This window comes from Gracilibacillus ureilyticus, from assembly GCF_900111195.1.
In the GTDB taxonomy this organism is placed as follows: Bacteria; Bacillota; Bacilli; order Bacillales; family Amphibacillaceae; genus Gracilibacillus; species Gracilibacillus ureilyticus.
Genome location: NZ_FOGL01000002.1, coordinates 1 through 18,788, shown reverse-complemented (window position 1 = coordinate 18,788; position 18,788 = coordinate 1). Strand labels below are relative to the sequence as shown.

The 18,788-nt window shown below is 36.9% G+C and carries 21 protein-coding genes; 5 read left to right on the top strand and 16 right to left on the bottom strand.

What is annotated here, in order from left to right; genetic code table 11:
• Window positions 1–48: 48 nt before the first annotated feature.
• Both BMW36_RS03105 and BMW36_RS03100 read right to left on the bottom strand, forming a co-directional pair.
• On the bottom strand, window positions 49–1,017 hold the full coding sequence (locus BMW36_RS03105; RefSeq protein WP_089738936.1) for a BadF/BadG/BcrA/BcrD ATPase family protein: 969 nt from the start codon (window positions 1,015–1,017) through the stop codon (window positions 49–51).
• Window positions 1,018–1,164: 147 nt separating this feature from the next.
• Entirely contained in the window at window positions 1,165–2,280 is a 1,116-nt protein-coding gene (locus BMW36_RS03100) for a plasmid pRiA4b ORF-3 family protein (RefSeq protein ID WP_089738934.1), read from the bottom strand.
• 289 nt (window positions 2,281–2,569) lie between these two features.
• Between BMW36_RS03100 and BMW36_RS03090 the strand changes: the two genes are divergently transcribed.
• Window positions 2,570–4,105, top strand: coding sequence for a BCCT family transporter (locus BMW36_RS03090; protein WP_089738930.1), 1,536 nt, complete (start codon window positions 2,570–2,572; stop codon window positions 4,103–4,105).
• 186 nt (window positions 4,106–4,291) lie between these two features.
• Here the strand turns inward: BMW36_RS03090 and BMW36_RS03085 are convergent, their stop codons facing one another.
• Both BMW36_RS03085 and BMW36_RS03080 read right to left on the bottom strand, forming a co-directional pair.
• Complete coding sequence (locus BMW36_RS03085) at window positions 4,292–5,014, bottom strand: nuclear transport factor 2 family protein (protein WP_089738928.1); 723 nt, start codon at window positions 5,012–5,014, stop codon at window positions 4,292–4,294.
• Window positions 5,015–5,104: 90 nt separating this feature from the next.
• Window positions 5,105–5,881, bottom strand: coding sequence for an AraC family transcriptional regulator (locus tag BMW36_RS03080; RefSeq protein WP_089738926.1), 777 nt, complete (start codon window positions 5,879–5,881; stop codon window positions 5,105–5,107).
• Window positions 5,882–6,191: 310 nt separating this feature from the next.
• Between BMW36_RS03080 and BMW36_RS03075 the strand changes: the two genes are divergently transcribed.
• Window positions 6,192–6,701 carry a hypothetical protein gene (locus tag BMW36_RS03075; protein WP_089738923.1) on the top strand — a complete coding sequence of 170 codons (510 nt, stop codon included), beginning with the start codon at window positions 6,192–6,194 and terminating at the stop codon, window positions 6,699–6,701.
• A 63-nt stretch (window positions 6,702–6,764) separates the two neighbouring features.
• Here the strand turns inward: BMW36_RS03075 and BMW36_RS03070 are convergent, their stop codons facing one another.
• From BMW36_RS03070 to BMW36_RS03035, 8 genes are all read right to left on the bottom strand, one after another.
• Window positions 6,765–7,520: an ABC transporter ATP-binding protein gene (locus tag BMW36_RS03070; RefSeq protein ID WP_089738921.1), complete on the bottom strand. Its 756-nt coding sequence runs from the start codon at window positions 7,518–7,520 to the stop codon at window positions 6,765–6,767.
• A 12-nt stretch (window positions 7,521–7,532) separates the two neighbouring features.
• Complete coding sequence (locus tag BMW36_RS03065; RefSeq protein WP_089738919.1) at window positions 7,533–9,884, bottom strand: FtsX-like permease family protein; 2,352 nt, start codon at window positions 9,882–9,884, stop codon at window positions 7,533–7,535.
• The gene (locus tag BMW36_RS03060) at window positions 9,865–11,148 is read right to left on the bottom strand and encodes an MFS transporter (protein ID WP_217640948.1); all 1,284 of its coding nucleotides are present in this window, start codon (window positions 11,146–11,148) and stop codon (window positions 9,865–9,867) included. Before BMW36_RS03060 ends, BMW36_RS03065 begins: the two co-directional genes overlap by 20 nt.
• 47 nt (window positions 11,149–11,195) lie before the next feature.
• Window positions 11,196–11,822, bottom strand: coding sequence for a TetR/AcrR family transcriptional regulator (locus tag BMW36_RS03055; RefSeq protein WP_217640947.1), 627 nt, complete (start codon window positions 11,820–11,822; stop codon window positions 11,196–11,198).
• A gap of 247 nt (window positions 11,823–12,069) precedes the next feature.
• Window positions 12,070–12,570 carry a GNAT family N-acetyltransferase gene (locus tag BMW36_RS03050; protein ID WP_089738914.1) on the bottom strand — a complete coding sequence of 167 codons (501 nt, stop codon included), beginning with the start codon at window positions 12,568–12,570 and terminating at the stop codon, window positions 12,070–12,072.
• A gap of 20 nt (window positions 12,571–12,590) precedes the next feature.
• The gene (locus BMW36_RS03045) at window positions 12,591–13,448 is read right to left on the bottom strand and encodes an ornithine carbamoyltransferase (RefSeq protein ID WP_089738912.1); all 858 of its coding nucleotides are present in this window, start codon (window positions 13,446–13,448) and stop codon (window positions 12,591–12,593) included.
• A gap of 48 nt (window positions 13,449–13,496) precedes the next feature.
• Complete coding sequence (locus BMW36_RS03040) at window positions 13,497–13,859, bottom strand: VOC family protein (RefSeq protein ID WP_089738910.1); 363 nt, start codon at window positions 13,857–13,859, stop codon at window positions 13,497–13,499.
• Between the two features lie 57 nt (window positions 13,860–13,916).
• Complete coding sequence (locus tag BMW36_RS03035) at window positions 13,917–14,519, bottom strand: nucleoside/nucleotide kinase family protein (protein ID WP_089738907.1); 603 nt, start codon at window positions 14,517–14,519, stop codon at window positions 13,917–13,919.
• A 253-nt stretch (window positions 14,520–14,772) separates the two neighbouring features.
• On the opposite strand from BMW36_RS03035, the gene BMW36_RS03030 reads away from it, so the two are divergent.
• Together BMW36_RS03030 and BMW36_RS03025 are read left to right on the top strand one after the other, a co-directional pair.
• Window positions 14,773–15,015, top strand: a complete 243-nt coding sequence (locus BMW36_RS03030; RefSeq protein ID WP_089738904.1) for a DNA alkylation repair protein — start codon at window positions 14,773–14,775, stop codon at window positions 15,013–15,015.
• Between the two features lie 24 nt (window positions 15,016–15,039).
• On the top strand, window positions 15,040–15,192 hold the full coding sequence (locus BMW36_RS03025; protein ID WP_089738902.1) for a small acid-soluble spore protein P: 153 nt from the start codon (window positions 15,040–15,042) through the stop codon (window positions 15,190–15,192).
• A gap of 154 nt (window positions 15,193–15,346) precedes the next feature.
• Here the strand turns inward: BMW36_RS03025 and BMW36_RS03020 are convergent, their stop codons facing one another.
• The 3 genes from BMW36_RS03020 to BMW36_RS03010 form a co-directional block, all read right to left on the bottom strand.
• Window positions 15,347–16,129 carry a hypothetical protein gene (locus BMW36_RS03020; protein ID WP_089738900.1) on the bottom strand — a complete coding sequence of 261 codons (783 nt, stop codon included), beginning with the start codon at window positions 16,127–16,129 and terminating at the stop codon, window positions 15,347–15,349.
• Between the two features lie 596 nt (window positions 16,130–16,725).
• Window positions 16,726–17,187, bottom strand: coding sequence for a competence protein ComK (locus tag BMW36_RS03015; protein ID WP_089738897.1), 462 nt, complete (start codon window positions 17,185–17,187; stop codon window positions 16,726–16,728).
• Window positions 17,188–17,201: 14 nt separating this feature from the next.
• Window positions 17,202–17,480 carry a helix-turn-helix domain-containing protein gene (locus BMW36_RS03010; protein WP_175480337.1) on the bottom strand — a complete coding sequence of 93 codons (279 nt, stop codon included), beginning with the start codon at window positions 17,478–17,480 and terminating at the stop codon, window positions 17,202–17,204.
• Between the two features lie 315 nt (window positions 17,481–17,795).
• Between BMW36_RS03010 and BMW36_RS03005 the strand changes: the two genes are divergently transcribed.
• Window positions 17,796–18,218 (top strand): hypothetical protein, encoded by a 423-nt coding sequence (locus tag BMW36_RS03005; RefSeq protein WP_089738892.1) that lies wholly within the window; start codon window positions 17,796–17,798, stop codon window positions 18,216–18,218.
• A gap of 161 nt (window positions 18,219–18,379) precedes the next feature.
• Here BMW36_RS03005 and BMW36_RS20250 read toward each other — a convergent pair.
• Window positions 18,380–18,788: hypothetical protein (locus BMW36_RS20250; protein WP_175480336.1), on the bottom strand; the 409-nt coding region annotated here is incomplete at its 5' end.

Here is an 18,788-nt window from a genome sequence, read left to right as displayed (position 1 = left end):
TTGTTAACCGCACGGGGAGGCTCCACAGCACAGAACCCTTCCCGTGTACTAAATTTTTTTTAAACGATTAATTATTTCTTCCGTTATTGGCAATTCGAGCTTCGTTAACGCCATTAACACTGCTCCGCTAACGGCGGAAAGTACAGGATCCCTAACCTCATATATTTTCCGGCTTCTCTGTTGTAAGGATTCCGTTAAAACTGTTTTCATATAAGGACTTGCTAAAACACTTCCTATATATGCTACGGGGACAAAGTCAGATGAAAAACATGATCCTAATATCTCAATACCAACAACTAGTTGGTGAATAGATCGATTACAAACCCTTTTCGCAAGGTCGCTTCCATCATTTGCAGCTTCTGTAACTAAAATCCCCATCCGCCCGAAAAATCTGTTACGTTCTCTTTCATCTTCAATAAAGCCTTCTAATCCTAACAATCTAAGTTCATTAATATTTTTCACATTCCAATAAGTTAGTACCGCTTCAACTAGATGTTGATCAGTGTGATTAATGTTGCCAGATAATATTTCAAAAATTACATCATATGATAAAAAACGCGCTGCACTGTAAGCATACTGGTGAAAGTCAAAATTGCGTATCTCTTTGCCTGACTCATTAATCGCAAAAATAATTGAGCCTGTACCTGATACCACTACAATTCCTGGTTCCATCAAGAAAGCACCTGACTGAGCAATCACTGCATCATTTACAATCCATTTGGGGCAATTCAATCCTTCTATACTCACAAGTTCATCTGCCCATTTGTAATCCTCCACTGAATCAAGCCCAGCAATTCCGGCGGTAATTCCCTTTACATTTGAGATTTCACAGGACGCTAGTGATAATGCCTCTCGGATTGCTTCATGGACATTTTCTACAGCTTTCAAATCTTTTTTTATAGATGAAGCTCCCTTTTCGGTATAAGATAATTTGTTTCCTTCCAAATCAGCGATTAATACTCGAGTGTGAGTCCCTCCTCCATCAATACCTATCACAACATCTAACCGGCTGGACATAATACAGACCTCCCAATTTATTAGTTCTATTACAAAAAAATAAGAGATCTCTGCCAAGATGTAGAGAAGTTAATATGGGATGATCTCAATTGAACTGGATAATTACTTTCATCATTAATCGGGCTCTAGTATTCTGATCATCCCTGTTCAGATTCTACTCCATTGACTAAGCAGTTCGTTGACTTTTTCTTTATTAAATGAACGATACCCCGCAGATTCTGCCCAACTTAATATACTTTCCTTATCCGGGTGGTCCTCTGATTGAATAATATCTAAGAAATCATTATAACCCGGGATTCCTCCCACATTTTCCGGGGGTGTAGCTCCTTCACCATCCAGGCAGACAGGATATCGTGTATCAAATTCCTCAATCCATTTTTCAATTTTAATGATATGCTGCCAATCATCCCCTAAGTCATATGTATATACAATGCTCTTAAATTGATCCAATGCATCGCCTATGACAACCTGATGAGTAAATTCCATTATTTGGCCACCCTGCTGATATGCAAAAGCTTCCTTATTAGAAACAAGCACATAATCTGATTGCGGCAAATAAAAATCTGAGAATGATATTTTTTCCCTATAAAGCTGAAACTCATGGAGATGGGAATCAGACCAATTAAAGGCTTTTTGTAATATGCAGTGTAAATGATAGAAAGATTGATTTAGCGGTACAACTAGCCTTCGCCACACTTGTTGTGTATCCAGTCTCAAAGTTACTTTTATTTGAACAGCTGGTTGCAGAAAAGCTCTCTGACCTGCTTTCTTCTCTAGAATTGATTGCATTTCTTCAATTGGCTTTACATATTTTCCAGTACTTGACTTATATAATCTTATATTGACCTTTTTACATATTTCCGCTTGTATTAGTGATTCAGGATCGGCCTCATCGATAAAAAATTCAATTTCTTGTACTAATTGATTTAAACTAGCAACAGTTTTACGATCTTTTGTTGATGTATAGGATATATCTCCTTTTAACAGCTCTTCCCATATCACCTGTTCATTAAATCCATCCGCACAGAATGTATCAGCTATCGCTTTCTTTACTAACCGATCGAAGTTTTTCAAATCTTTGGCTTTCACACCATTCAATATGACAACATATAGGCTGCTGTCATGCACCAGGATAACAGTATTTCTTCGATTGAATTTTTTCACCTGTCCGTGCCAGGCGGTTAAAGAATGCTCTTGTACACTTTTTTGATTAGGTTCGATTTTTAAATATTTCTGCAAAGCCTTTGTACATTGAATTAACATCGTATCACTCCCCCTTCTTCCCGCCAATTTTTATTAGGTGTATTATAACATACCAGACCATTGGTCCATTCTTAATATCCACAGCCCATCCGAATAGAATTTCGGCCTTTTCTTCCGATGCTAAACCACTGCTTTTCCCATCTAATAAATTTCTATTTTTTGGAGATTTTAATAATGACTGAATCCGAGTACTTGGGCCCACATTTTTCCATAATTTCTTAGTGATTTGATATTTCCAGGCTGTTAAGGGATAATTGGGAAGTTATAAAATTTTATTTGAGGTGAAATTGTGAAAAATGTAAGTTCCGTTTTCTGGTACGTGCTTGCAATCTGCGGCGTACTTGTTATATGGGGAGCGTTTGCTCCAGAACATTTACAGACAGTAACATCAAGTATTACGACGTTTATTTCTCAAGCATTTGGATGGTATTACCTTTTAATTATTATGATTTTTCTCGTTTTTTGTGTATATTTAATTTTCTCGAGATTTGGAAAAATAAAATTAGGTAAGGAAGAGGACAAGCCTGATTTCAAACTAGCTACATGGTTCGCCATGTTATTCAGTGCTGGAATGGGGATGGGATTAGTATTCTGGACAACTGCTGAGCCAATTTCCCATGCTTTTAAAAGTACGCCAGGTGCAGAGGCAGGCTCGAATGAAGCAATCAGGCAGGCATTGCAATATTCCTTTTTCCACTGGGGAGTACACGCATGGGCAGTATATGGCGTGGTGGCACTTGTGTTAGCTTATTTCAAATTCCGAAAAGGGCTTCCAGGATTAATAAGTGCAACACTTATACCGATCTTCGGGGAAAAAAGAATGCAGGGTGTGCTCGGTAAGTTAATCGATACACTCGCTATTTTTGCAACAGTTGTCGGAGTTGCTTCCACGTTAGGATTTGGATCAGCGCAAATCAACGGGGGTTTATCCTACCTTTTTAATACACCGAATAATTTCGGGATGCAGTTAATCATTTTGGCGGTTTCCACTGCTTTATTTATATTTTCGGCATGGTCAGGCATCGGGAAAGGAATTAAATACTTAAGTAATGCCAACATGGGACTTGGATTTGTACTGTTATTATTATTATTTATCGTTGGTCCTACATTATATATTTTAAATATGTTCACAACGACGCTTGGCAGTTATATTACAAACTTCTTCGAAATGAGTTTCCGTCTGTCCCCATTAAATGAAAAAGGAAGGACATGGATTGATAACTGGACAATCTTCTATTGGGCATGGTGGATCTCCTGGGCGCCATTTGTCGGGATTTTTATTGCACGAATATCAAGAGGAAGAACGATCAAGGAATTTATGCTTGGGGTTCTTATCGTCCCAGCGCTCGTATGTTTTATCTTTTTCGCCGTATTCGGAGTCTCTGCCTTAAATATTGAACAAAACGGCATTGATGCTATTTCGAGCTATTCTCTTGAAACAACAACGTTTGGTGTCCTTCAGCATTATCCGTTAGGTCAATTGATGTCAATGATTACGATTGTGGTTATCGCCATCTTTTTCATCACCTCGGCTGATTCAGCAACATTTGTGCTAGGTATGCTCAGTACATATGGCTCGATCAACCCACCTAATTCGGTGAAAATCACATGGGGGCTTACGATGTCAGCAATGGCCGCAATTATCGTCTATTTTGGCGGTACGCAAGGGTTGCAAAATATGCTGATTATCGCCGCACTTCCGTTTTCGGTCGTGATCCTGTTAATGGGCGGTTCCTTTTATAAAACAGCAAAGCTGGAAATTATAAAAGGACCTAAACGAGAAAAGAAGAAAAAGAAAAAGCAGGACGAGCTGACACAGGAATAGAGCAAAACTCTTATTTCTAACTACTATGCCCGGTTTCCATAAGCCGGGCATAGTAGTCCCCTTTATGAAAAAAGGTGTTTGGGTTTAAGTTTTTCTCAAAAGTGAGAAAGGCAGCCAATTATTAATCCATGAACTTTTTGAATATCTCATTATATTGCTATTGTTTCTTCTAAAGAGCCTTTCATTTTAATTAGTCTTCTTTTCCTTCTCATTCGGAAGCTCAATTAGATATGCTGTTAAATCTTTTATTGTCTCCTTGTTTGATTGATCAAACGTATAAACATCGCAATAAGCATACGACTGGTACTCACCATTTGCTTTTGGCATAATCATCGTCCCTTCAACAACTGCCTTATTTCCATGTATTAGGATATTATTTGTTTTGTATTCTTTCGGGACTACTCCGCGCATCGGTTCTAACATCTTGTTCACCGACTCTCTTCCTCGAAGTTCATCTGCACCAACAAGATGCCAGCTAACATCATTTGCAGTGTTACCGATGATATAGTCAACATTTCCCGAAGCAAAGGCATCATTGAAGCGCTTAGCTCTCAGTTCTGCAAAAGTATCTTTTCTAAAATCAAAACCAAAATAAACAATAATAGCTGTGATTTGGTTATCTGAAAATCGAAAGCGCTCCATATTTTGGAAGTTAACTCCAGAGTTTAAGAAACAGTCGTAACGAACGAAAGCTTCATTCCCATCTGTAAAGAGATTATGAATGTGATATTTATCAATATCTTTACTACTAGGCCAACATCTCTCAAGATACGTCTCTCGATTAATCTGATCATCAACAGGGCTGCTAAACGTAAATTCCTCGCTTAGTAATTTCTCCAATGTTGCTCTTTCCTTTGTTTCGTATGCTTTGAAGTAAGTCTGTACCAGGTTTGAATAATTACTTTCCATTCTTTATCCCTCCACCTAGAAAATGATTTTATCTACTAACCATTTTTATCCTAACATGTTGGGAACTCGTAAATTTCTCATAAATTGCTATCACATACGATTTAGATAGTTTTTCATCAATACAGGTAATGATATGAGAATTGGCGGATCATCCAGACGGGGGCCACGAAGAGTGAGGTGCTGCTTAGGGATCTTTAAGCCTTTCCGCACTTGGATCGGCTGATCAGCTTTTGCCCGCAATGTTTGATGCGGTATTAGTACTTCACATGCCTTCATTTCCCAGAATACTGCTGTTGCCATTAAATAATATATTCCAGGCCGAACATCAGTAAACTTGAAATAGCCTAACGAAGATAGTAATGTTCCGTATTGAGGCAGCCCCTCTGGTATTGGTTTAGAAAATAAACCAATTAAAATAACACCATGAAGTGGGACCTCTGCTTCAATTATTCCCTCCACATTATTATACTGGTCTCCCATTATGAAATGTTGTTTGAGATTACTATGATATTTTAGTGATTGCAAATACATGTTGACTTGATCAGGTGATTTTCTAAATTGGGTCGGAGTCATCCCCACTCTCTCAGTGAATCGTGTGGTGAAGGTTCCCAAACTTTGCTGGTCAATTTCCATACTTATATCACGGATAGTTAAATTTGTATTAAGTAATAGACTTTTTGCTCTTTGAAGTTTTAGTGAGGATACATATTGGTGTGGAGAAAGGCCCGTTTTCTGTTTAAAGATACGCGAAAAATGATAAGGACTGTATGCAGCTTGATGAGCTAGATGAGAAAGCGTAAGGGCGTCATCTAGATGTTCATGAATATAGGCAATCACCTCATCTATTTCTGGATATTTATTATTCACTTTTTACCTCCCTGTTTCATTACATAGTTACCAAAATTATACCAGTATGTTCACCACATGCATACGATTTTCATGAAACTCATCTCACTTAGCTAAGTCTATTCATCTGAAAAGAATAGATCGTGAGGCCATTAGTTCCCCACTTCCATTTAGAAAATGATAGAACAAAAATAGTTATAGCAGGAGTTCTGACTCAAGAACATTTTTCTTCAGTAGCAAAGGGTGGTTCTATCCTCTAATAAGGAAAATATGGAATGAAATGATATACATGTTAAAATAGTAAACAGACTAAAAAAATGGAGGATAAAAAATGAAGAAACCATTCAAATTATTATTGATTTCTTTCTGCGCATTATCTCTTGCTTTATTAGCGGCATGCGGGAATAATGAGGATACCACAAGTAATCCGGCAAATAATAAAGAAACAGAAGTGGCTGAAGAGACAGCAGAAAATAAACAAATCATTATTTCAACTGTAAAAGACTTTGTTGCAGAACAGGAAAGTAACACGGTAGAGCATCCTGAATCAGATCAAGATTACCAAATTGTGAAGAATGATGATGAAAAACAGGTAATATTAAGTGACTACACAGGACGAATTTATAAAAATGCCCATTTTGTTTCAGGCAGTTTTATGCAAGATAATAAGAAGTATAGCTATGAAATCATCTTATCATCGAGTGATGCTGACTTTAAAGAACCATTATTGTTAAAATACACTTCTGATACAGGAAAAAGTTATACATTAGAGGAAGCATCTATTTATTTTGAGGAAGAAGATGTAGAAGAAGATTTAGAGGATTGGGATTACAATTTCTAAGCCAACCCTTGCTTCAAGTAAACAGCTCACAGAACAATCTGCTTTTTGTTCTGTGAGCGTCATTTAAAACCCTTGTTTTTCTAACCAGCCAGATAACCTTTTCTCACGAGATAATTCATTTTCCCCACCATATTTCCCCAGCTTCAGTTGATCATGAATGGTCCCGTCCATCAGAAAAACGACTCTGTCTGCCCTTGCAGCCACTTTCGCATCATGGGTAACAATAATGACCGTTGTACCTTCTGTATTTACTTTGTTGATTATGTTCATTACATCCTTTGTAGTACTGCTGTTTAATGCCCCTGTTGGTTCATCAGCAAATAAAATCTTCGGCTGATTAATGAGTGACCGACAGATTCCTGCGCGTTGCAATTGACCACCAGATACTTTCTTAATATCATGATCAGCCACATTGCTAATTCCAGTCTTCTCCATTAGAGCATCCGCCATTTGATTTATTTTGTCTCTTGGGTACCTGCCAGCTTTAAATCCCGGAAATACGATATTATCCCTAATTGATAAGTTTTTTAGCAGATGGGAATGCTGAAAAATAAACCCCATCTGCTTTAATCTAATTTCACTCATTTTTTTATCATCGAGCTTAGAAATTATCTTACCACCAAACAACACCATCCCTGAAGTCGGTCTGTCCATTCCACTTATGTTATAAAGTAAAGTGGATTTCCCTGATCCGGACTGTCCCATGATTGCGATGAACTCACCCTCGGTAACCTTAATGTTTATATCATTCAGCACCTGTGTACCTTCAAACCTTTTACCTAAATTCTGTACATCTAATAATGTCTTCAAATTATCCATCCCCTAAGTCTTCTATTTATTTATATTAGAAATAAGATTGTAATTCTGAATGGTCTTCATCACCATCCATGTTACAAGAAGGATCAGAACCAGTAAAAGCCCAGGACAAATGATATATTCGATGAAAGGATTGCTAATGAATGCAACCTTGTTAATCCCAAGTCCTGAAAGGCTTAGCAGACTGCTAACAATTCTCTCCCCCAGCACATCTGTTATTACGATCCCAGCCAATATACCTGTCATGGCAACAGCGCCTGTTTTTATCAAGTATTGTTGTCTAATATCCACTTCAGAAAAGCCGATCGCATTTAATGCGGCTATTTCTGAAAAATCCTTTGCCAGTCGTAATTTTAGAAACATCACAGTAATAAGGATTGTTAAGCATATTCCAATGATGCTGCTGGCTAAAACGATCATTCTTAACTGCTTTACAACTCCGCCCAATGTTTGATTTATGAACTCCTCCATAGGATGGACAGTTACGGCACCCCCCAGGATTCGAGACCATTCATTCGCTTTATCTCTCTCATCAACTTGATCGTGAAGATTTACTGAAAACGTGTATTTTTCAGCAGTGAGCTCTGAAAAATTGTATTGTGCCTTTGCCGTGTACCCCCCACTTGTTACATCCTGATAAATTCCTGAAATAATAAACTGTTGCGGATTATCATTAACGTAAAGTAGGATTTGTTCACCAGCACCTTTTCCGACTTTCTCAGCATTAAGGTAAGAAAGCGCAATTTCATTTCCTGCTCCAGGAGCTTTTCCACTAAGATACTGCAGCTCTGCCCCCGAATTAACCCCATTGTCTACCGTAAGATTGATTCGTTCCTTTTCCGTATCAGTTGTTTGAACACGCACTCTTCGGAATTCATTATAGTGTTGGACCGTCCCGTCATTTTCTAAAACTTTTTTCACATTTTCATAGCTAATTGCAAGCTTTTCGCCGTTTTCTATCTCAATCAGAATATCCTCTTCTGAACTCCCCATATAGGTAATAAACTCCGGTGCCTCCAATGTATTCATTAGATTAACTGGAATGAGTATCATCACAACAGCGATTAATACAACAGTAAATACAATGATCCAGTTTTTAAACTGAAAGAAGACCTCACGTAATCCGATTAACCAGTTAACAGGAAGCTTCTTTGATTGATAGAGGCCATTCTTTATCCTTTGATCCTTCTCAAACCCTTTCCTCTGAACCAAAGCATCCACCACAGTCACTTTTTTCATCTTGTTCAACAGTTTTTTACAATAATAGATAATCAGAAGATATACGAGAAAAGCGCCGATCAGTGATAATACGATCGCTAAAGGATCGGTCCTGTTATTACCAAATGTTGCAGTAATGTGCTTTGTAAGCAGACTGCTTATCAACAAGGCAAGAAGATATCCTCCCATTACACTTGCTGCCGCTAATGCCCTGTATTTATAAAGATACAAGTCTCTTATTTCAGAAAAAGGAAGTCCAATCGCTTTCATTGTACCGATTTCACTAATTTCTTCTTCCAAAGTTGTGATCATTGTATACTTAACACAGATAAAAGAAACGATGATTAACAGTACACTTACCAGCAGTAATACAAATACAGTCATGATGTCCGTTAAAGCACTTAGAAGGAAAATAATCGTGTAGGTTATTGTCTGTCCATCTTGGGGAAGTTCTGCATTTTCATAAGCAGTTTGGAAATTCGAAGCTTCACTTGTTTCGGTAAAATAGGCTTCAATCAGATACTCATTTTCTCCTACTTGACCTTCAAGCATATTAAATTCTTCATCACTTAGTAAAATCCTCGTAGAAGAAGCCATCGTTGAATTCATCATGGAATCCAGAATAAACTCCTTTATTACAAATTCCTTACTAACACCGTTGCTGGTTAATCTAACATGATCACCAATCTCCATGCCATACGTTTCTTTCAACAGGACGGGAATACCGATTTCACCTTCTTCAAGTGCTATCTTTTCATGAGAAGAATTTAAGAGCAGATCTCTTGTTTCGTTCTGTTTTACTAAAGCAATATCTAGCTGTGAGTTTGAGAGGTTATATGTACGATTATCACTCACCACAGTAAGAGACTCACCATAGACAGCAATCGTTGTATTCGTCTGCCAGTATGTTAAATCATCGTAGTCTGACATAAATTCATCAATTTCCTCCTGATTGATTTCCCCTTTGTGCATCTGGAGGAAATGAGGTGGCTGTGCTGTCTGATATAGATTGGATATGGATGTAAATGTTTGTGTTGCCATAATAATGGACGAGACCGCAAGAACTGCAGAAAAAAACATAAATAAAAATAAGGCGAAATTAATGACTTTATTCCTTTTTAAATCATTTTTAACTAACATCCACTTCATTTGCAGTCCCTCTCATCTCTGTAATACTTTTTGTTGAGCCGAAAACAAACGCCAGCCCAAACATTGAAATTCCAGTTATCATAAGCATGAAACCAATTCCCCGCCCTTCTCCGGTACCAATCCACTGCCCTATACTTCTTGCGAGAATACCGTCTTCCATCAGCATCGGGGCAAAGAAATAGTCAGCCAGCAGACCACAACCTGCATATGCCACTATGTAGCCAACCTGTGTTAGCACACTGATCATTCCCCATGCCCTTCCCTGTAGTTCATTAGGTATCCTTCTGCGGATCAACACATCAGCACAGGTATTAATAAATGGCAATGCCATGAAAAACAAAAAGCAGAAAACTGTAATCAGTCTCACATTCGTAGTTGTACCTGTCATCGCCATAAATACACCGGCGGCCATTAGAGAGATAGTAAGAATTTTCGGAAAATTATACTTAATATTAAATATGCCGATAATGATACTGCCGACTAACATCCCGACAGCACTGACAGACTCTATAAATCCAAGTGTTTTCGCATCTGTAAATGCCAGAAGCATCGGTGCCATTAGTGTCTGAATAAAAGCTACAAAAAAACACATAAATGCCATTAGCCACACCAGACTGCTAACCCCTTTATTAGCTGTGATACTTTTCATTCCTTGATTAAATTCTCTGAAAAAATTAAAATCATCTGCAGCTTTCTTAACAGCCGGGATATGTTTCCTTACTAATGCAACTGCGACAACTGTTACAAAAACCGTGGCCATATCGATTAGTAAAATGACCTTAATATCTGAAAAAGAGAGAATGATTCCCGCTAGAAAAGGAGAAAGTAAATACTTGGATGCCCCCGAAATCTGAATCATACCGCTTGCTTTTGCATATTGTTCTTCTGTGAGGAGATCTGTTACAGTAGCCTTGTAAGCAGGACCAAGTAATGAGCCAAAAATGGAACTAATCGTTACACCCAACAGTACTGCAGGGATTCCAAAATCACCTGTTTGAACACTGAAAAATATGACAAGAAGGCCTATCACCGATAACGAATCACCACATATCATCATCAGTCTTCTGTCATACCGATCAGCTAGAATTCCTCCAACAGGACTTAATAGTATCGTCGGAAGATATGCCAGAAGTGTTGCAATCGAGACCCATGTCGCACTCCCGGTGCCCTGGTAAACATATACCGCTACAGCAAATGCTGTCATTCCACTCCCAACACTTGAAACGAGGTTTCCTGCCCATATCATCATAAAATCTTTCATCATATTCCCCTATCCCTATTCAGTTTTAGCGAGCTTTCTTTCTAATAACGTTACCCCCAGTTTTCATTGAACAACTGCAGAAAGGAATCCTCCGGCACATCGAGCATTTTCTCGAGCAACGAAATCAATGCAACCAGGATTCTTTGCTGGGAATCGGCATCAACATCAAATATACCCTCATCAGTTAACGTTATCGAAGATGCCAGAAAAATCTGCATATATTCTAAAGGATATTTGCATTTCCAAACCTTTTTATCCATTCCTTCTTCAATAACTTGAACCAAAAATGGTGCCATCACTACAACAATTTCTTTCAGTGTCTGCTGATGTAATAAAGCATTCTCAGGTTTATGCATCTCCTCCAATACATCACCGCCCACTTCATTGTTGATCCGCATTGACAGAAACAGGCGTATCAGCTTTTCCACAGGAGTAATATCTTTTCTTAGTACTTTTTCACATCTATTGATGATAAATTCTGAATACCTTGATACAACTGCATCTAAGACTTCCTGTTTTGATTTGAAATAATAATAAAAGGTACCTTTTGCAATTCCTACTTCGTTTAATATGTCATTGATCGTACACTTCTCATAACCTTTCGTATGAAACAGCCTTTCAGCTGTATCAAGAATTTCATTTTTCCTTTCATCATAATCCTTACTAATGCGCATCATTTCATTTCAATCCTTTCATCGACCGACCGTCGGTCTATAAAGAGTTTATAACACCATAATCTTCCTGTCAACTTTTTGTTATAGCTACACCTCAATACTGCTTTAAGAAAACTTAAGCATGTATATGCCTCAGTTTCATGTCATCCGCTCAAGAATAGCTTCTAAATAAAAAACTACAATCCCTATTTCTTAAAGGATTGTATCAGCTGTTTTTTTCAATTATTTTTATGAGCGATAAGGGAGTTTTTCATGCTAATTTCGAAATCGTTGGGTAGTCTATAGCAAAAATGATTTGTTCAGAATTAAATCGAACGACTTTCTTAATTTCTTGAAATCCAAGTCGCTTCAATAAGCTGCATGAAGCAGTATTCTTCGATTGTGCTTCAGCTATGAGCTTTTTGTTGATATTAACCTTAAAAAAATGATGCAAAACTCGACTTACCGTCTCAAATGCAAAACCGTTACCCCAGTATCTTGATAAAAACATATATGAGACTTGAGTATACTCACCGTCATAGTGAGGTGTTAATATAATACATCCTAAAAATGCACTTGAAATTCGTTCTCTCACTGTCCAATACATGCAATTTTCTTCGGGATTTATCCATTCGCTAATTCTCTTTTCGATTTGCTGTGAGCTTCGCTTCCCGCCCAAATAATCCCACACCCTGTTATCGTGATATAACTCGACTAAGTCATTATAATCAGATTGCTTTGTCAGATTGATATTACAACGTTCGGTTTCCATATTACATTCTCCTTTCCACCTTAATTTACATTTACCATTCCAAGACACGATAAAATTACTGCCTGCTGGACATATAGCAGATTCTTTTTGAATGGATAACCAACGAAATATTTGGATGAAATAGCATCTTCACTAACTTCTTCATTCCTGAAAAAAGGTGGACATGGATTTAATATGGCATGTTTTTTGGCCAAGTTCATTCTCTCTAAAGTTATTTGATATTTATTTATATAGTCATGGTTTCTTAAATGGTCTGGTAATGAATCTGTCAATATCACATCACTTGATACCAATACCTTTTCAAGCTCTGTATGAAATTTATAATGAAGACTGTTTTCACCCAATTCATTACCCTCCATACAGACATGATGGTAATCAAGGTTCATTACTTTCGCTACATTCATCCACGATCTCGAGATATTACCTGCTGGACCAACAAAAGTGTATACAAGATCCCGGTAGTTCTCTCTAATTTTACTGATGGAAAAAAGATCTGAAAGAATTTCACATGGGTGATTTTCTGATGTCATTGCGTTAATGACAGGTATAGAACTGTGATGAGATAATTCCTTAACTTTCGCAAAATCGGAGTGTCTTACAATAATACCGTCTGCCCAGTTTTCTAGATATTGCATCACATCTTCTAACTCTTCCCGTTTATCAAGGCTATCCGGAGGAAACAGAATACATTCTCCCCCTAAATCCTTGATGCCTTTCTCAAAAGTAATTCTTGTCCTTATGCTTGATTCCGGGAAATACAAAACAAATGTCTTTCCTTTCAAAGGTCCTATACCTTGATTATAGGTAAGACTATCTGCCAAAGTAAAAATGCGGGTTATTTCATGTTCAGACAAATCGCTTATACTTAATAAATGCAAAGGATTCCCCTCCTTTTAGAGAAACCAAATGAAAAAATGAATGCCTGATTAAATATTTTTAATCATTTCCACTCTGTTGCCAAACGGGTCTCTAAATTCAAAGCGTTCATACCCTGGAATCGGTACAGAATCTAAAATTTTGATATTGTTCTCAGTCAATACATCTCTCCAGTATGAAACATCTTCCACCCGATAAGCTAAATGTGCTTTTGTAGATAATCGGTCAAAGCCCTCTTCTGTACCTACATGGACCTCTTTGTCTCCAACCTGTAACCAGAATCCTCCTCTTCCTTTAAGGGAATCAGGCTTGTCAATTTCAGATAGCCCTAATACGTTGCAATAAAAATCCTTGCCTTGTTGTTCCGCACCTTTTGGGATAGTAATCTGTGCGTGATGTAATCCGGTAATCATACAAAATTCCTCCTTTTAAGGGTTTGTATTTCCATTATAAGCCAAACCGGCGCATAGTTAAATGTTTCCAACGATATAATCCTTCAATTGATCTGCCATTATTTCAGCTGATTGCAGTCCATCAATCGTATAATCAGAGGTTTCCTTGAGAAGATTATAGAGATAAGCGTTTGCCCACCCTGTACCATTTACGAATCCAGTTAAATATTCATTTACTTGCTCGAGTCGTTCCTCTGGAGTTTTAGCAGCAAAGTCCTTGTTGATATTTCTTAATATTCTGCGGGCGAGAGAAATCTCCATAGGCAAATCAATCACTATTAATTTATGTATCAGCATGTCCATTTCCTGCCTCAATCTTCCATAAGGCTCTTCCAAAATGATAATATCAGACGGTTGTAGAGTGCGTCCCCATGGGTCTGTCACCGCATGCCCTGAGACTAGAAGCTTTAAATCTTCCATGAATAAATCATTTTTCACATCAGCTGGACTAATTATATCTCCATTGCTTAATTTCTCCATAACATTCTCAGGGAACATTAAAGTTGAATCATAAGCATCAAAATAAAAGCTGACAGCATTATCGAGTATTTTTACAGTATTCTCTATTAACGAAGATTTCCCTGCACCAGATGGGCCACTTATACAGAAGATTTTAGTCATTCAGATTCACCGACTTTCGTTAATTACTTCCAAATATTATTTATATATGTATAATTATACCACTAATAATTCTTGATACTGTATGTAATCTTAAGTCTTTTGCTGCTCACATAGAACGTACATTAGAAGACTCCTTCATTATTAGAAAAGTTCGTATATTTTTACAGGAATCAGAGAAAATAATGGGTAAGTATCGTCCGAGTTCTGCAGCAATACTTATCTAAATAACATCATAATCATGGAGGTGTTTTTCTTGAATCAGCCTTACCAGTGCCCTAGATGTAAAACTAACCGTTCACGTTTTAATGTAATTGAGCAAGTTGCCAAACCGGTAAAACTAAACGCATCTACTGGAGAAGTGATTAATAATTATGAGCAGGAACCGTTAGAAGCCTTTCATGTCGCCTATAATGGCCCTGACAAAAGAATACAATGCGGGGCATGTGGTTTAATCGAAGATGAAAACACCTTCATTAAGCATGCTCAGAAACCGTAAATAAATCATGGAGGGTGAATAAAGATGTCCAAAAACCGCAAAGGACCAAAACAGCAGGAACAACCTGATTTACCAGAAAGTCCCCAACAGCCATACGGCGAACCATTAGCAGGATCACATAAAGTGAAAAACAAAAACCATACCCGACAGAAACGTAAAACATCACATGACATGTGAGAGCCATATTGATAATACGTATTGAGAGTAGAATTACTTTTCAATTCGTGCCACAACCAAAAGAAATAAAGATACAGGGGCTCGTCATCTCACTTTTAAATATGCACTATGACATTCCCTGTGTCTTATACCCATTAACTTTGAATTTACTTCGCTATAATGATACCTTCAAACCCATTTTAAATAAGCATAATAAGGAACTTAGAAATATGGCTCCTCCCATTATAATAAAATAGGAATTATTTTGAAGAACTATAAATATTAATGAAGTAAAGCTTAAGATGATAAAGAGAATACTGTTACTTTTCAGCTTTTTCTTTTGAAAAAAATCTATGTAAGCAATAGGTAAGAGGATTAAAAGTAAAAGCGAAAACAACCTAATGGATGAAAGAGTTATATTGTCTCCAATTGATATAATCACATAACTGATAACGACTCCAGCAAGAGTGAAAAGTGCTTGTACAATTGGAAGTACTAAATCTTTCAGCTTATTAAGTGCATAGTCTACAGCTTCTAGTCCTGACTTAATTTCCTTTAATTTTTTGTTTTCATCACTAAAGTTAATCAGTTGCTGATATAGTTTGTCTTTTATTTTTTCTATTTTCTCATGGTCCGATATAGAATCATCCTCTATAATAACTTTGACTTCCTCAATTTCATATGAACTCCATAATGGGAAACAATCAAATACTGAATTAAAAAATTCCTGGTCTTTTGCTGGGTCAGATTTAGATTGATATGCCAAAGATAAAGATTTACTTATATTCACCATAAATTGATCGTTTTTGGCATTCCATATTTCCTTATTTTTCTGATGATGCGCTTTAAACTCCTTACACAGCCATACAAATATACCTAGTATTATAAACCATATTGCGACCTCTAAAGGATCCATATTTGTAACTTCAGCAAGCTTCTCAAGAATAGTCTTTAACACTGATATAACAACCTTTCTTTTTTAATTACAAAATAAATGTGGTGAATACATCCGAATATCCTCAATATTCCTATTCTCAGGGTGCCTTTCCAATAATGAAGGAGAATTTATTTAACAGTTAATTAGTGATCTTTTATCTCTATTAAATAGACTTTTTCTACCAAGGCTCCAAGGTCTTGTAGTTTTTAATATCATACATTTTGCAGAACTTCCTCCGTATAGCTATGTGTACTACCCCTCACAATAATCGCTCTTCAAATATGTAATATCACGCATTGTTCCCGCATTATTACTTTCATTTCTGTTAATCATCTTTTTTATAAGATGTTCTCCAATTTTCTCGTTGAAATTATTAATTTTTTTCTACCCAAGAAGGATAGAAACCTTGTCTCCCATCAGTTTATAATGACTCTGTCTTCGTTCTTTATCTTCATTTGGATATTAGGATAATTATACCATTTATTGATCATATTGTTAAATATGTTAAATTCACATATATAGGCAGCATTAGTCTCCCTCTACCTTTATTTACTTCCGTTTCTTTAATCTTTAGGACAAAAACCTTATCCTCAAGATTGTTTCATCAAATTTCCAACCTATATTGTCAGATTAATGCCATACTCAAACACTGCTCTACACATTCCAGTCCTGTCATATTGTTTTTTGATCGAATAAAAGGAGTCTTCTACCTGTAGTTGCTGTCCATTATGAAATATGATAAGAGTATGTTTATTTTGAGTGGTGATTTTTCTGATAGTGTGGTGAAAGAGCCAGCTGCAATGGATAGATTGTGGTGATCTTGTCGGGAAAGCATATATATCATGTTGGAGGTAAATCGGGATGGGAGTTTTCTGGTGAAAAGACAGGTGATGGATTACTGCTTTTTTGCGCCCTTCGTAACTTGCGCCACCTGCTAGACAATTTGATTTGATAATATGTATGGGAGATTCGTCTAGATATTTGACCGTATCTGTTTCCAGCACTTTTGAACTGTAATTAAACTCAAAAGCGGGCATGATAGCCATTGTTTTCTTTGTTATTTGATATAAACCTGTCATGATAAACACATCCACTATTCAGATTGTTTATTCTGTTTTTCTAATTCTTTATCGATCTTTTCTGAGAGCTCATCAATGGAGAAGCCTAATACTTTTGATAAAAGTCTGATCGTGTTGAAACGAAGGTCCGAATGATATCCTCTTTCCAGTTTACCGTAATGTTTATCATCCAGATCAATTTGTTCAGCGACGTATTGCTGTGTCCACTTCGAATCTTTTTCTTTTAATTTTTCTCTGTATTCTCTGAGACATGAACCTAAAATGATCCCTTCGATATCACGCTTTGTCGCCAAAGATACTACCCCTCTAAGCTTTTTAAACCAATTATCAGTGAATCTAAAGGGTGTGAACACGTGGTGAACCACGCATTGGGAATTTGCGAATATTCTTTTTTTAAAAAATCGGGAAATCATGGGTTTAATTATAGGAGGCTACATACAATTCAGAAAAACAACCGTCTGAATCAGCGCAGGGCAAAATATAAGGAAGGACATTCTCCCTTATTTTGTTTGACTCGTATAAAAGTTTTGTAGAATTAACAAGATTAAAAGATAAGGAAATTTCTCTTGCAATATAGTATATTTAGATGGAGAGGTGATATAAGAAAAATGAGATTTTTTAAATATCTTATTATAATTATTATTATTCTAGCAGGTCTTGGTTATGGTATTTATCACTTTGGAACAAAAATAGCATCTGAAAAGCTAATGGAAATAGTATCTACTGAGTTGGTTAATAGTGGCGAAATGGAAATGATCAAACAAACCATTGAAAGTGACCCAGAGTTAAAGGAGTTTATCGCAGATGCCGAATCTGCGGATGAAAGTACATTACCGTTTACTACTAAAGAAGAAGCTACTAGAGCAATAGTGAGTAAAATTGGGATAAATGAACTGCAGGACATACAATCCAAAGTTCAGCAAGGGCACATGACGAAGGAAGAGCTCATCATGGAAGCTGAAAGGCATTTTACCGAAGAGGAAATAGCTGCTTTGAAAGTAATCGCCTATAAAGAAATTTATAATGAATAAGGCATGATAAATATAGAGAGGAAAAGACATCATATGTGGATGTCTTTTTTCTGTAATCTGTCAGATTAAGCGTTGACTAGCAGCCCCTCATTCCGTGTGATATCTCCATTAAAAAAACCTCCAGGAAATGAAGGTTGAAGTATGATCTATTCTATTATTGCTTAAGCCTGAGAGGCATGCAGTCTCTTGAATTCAGATAAAATCAGCATGAATTTCTTTTGCACACTCGTTATTTCCTGGTGACTTAGCTTCAGCCAAAAGTTCGTGTTATGACTATCTATGAAATATCTCATTTCTTGCAGGATAAATTGCTGATTATCCTTATTCTGATATTCCGGTTCCTTTAACACAAGGCTCACATACTTTCTGTAGCAGTTAACCTGCTGCTTGTACAACAACGGGTTCCATGGTTCTTCGAGCGAATATGGCCGGTATAATGCCCGCATATTTGTTAGTGTTTTTTCCCACCTCGTTAACTCTCTTTTTAAAATATTTTTCTGAGGATCGGAGCTTCTTTTCACTTGCTTTAACGAACTTCCGACAGAAGTCTCCCTCTTCAAGCGTGTGAAG